Origin of the sequence: Deinococcus alpinitundrae, assembly GCF_009982895.1 — a bacterium.
Taxonomy (GTDB): Bacteria; Deinococcota; Deinococci; order Deinococcales; family Deinococcaceae; genus Deinococcus; species Deinococcus alpinitundrae.
In genome coordinates this window covers 1-268 of sequence record NZ_WXZL01000279.1, presented here as the reverse complement: position 1 = coordinate 268, position 268 = coordinate 1, and the positions used below count along the sequence as shown (strand labels likewise).

Sequence of the window (268 nt, the reverse complement as noted above, 5' to 3'; positions counted from 1 at the left end):
CCTTGGCAGCCATCATTCCGGCTTCCACAACCCCTTTGTTAGTTTGGGGCAAAACGCCGGGGTATCCCCAGTCAATTACGTTAGTATTTTCGTTAGGCTGATCCCCAAATTCTACGGGTGAAGGACTAAATATTTTGGAATTAGTTTTTAATTCGATGTGGACTTCAAGTCCGATAGTGGTTTTAAAATTCATTATTTGTCCTCCGTTTCAGGGTGTTTTTGGTAAAAATTAGTTGCCGCTTCAAAAGCAGCCCCTGCTTGATACATA

Annotated in this window: 1 pseudogene; it reads right to left on the bottom strand. The window is 42.2% G+C overall.

Annotated elements, in window-relative coordinates:
- Positions 1-193: pseudogene (locus GUI70_RS25755) on the bottom strand (Asp-tRNA(Asn)/Glu-tRNA(Gln) amidotransferase subunit GatB); the annotation flags it as partial.
- Between the last annotated feature and the right edge of the window lie 75 nt (positions 194-268).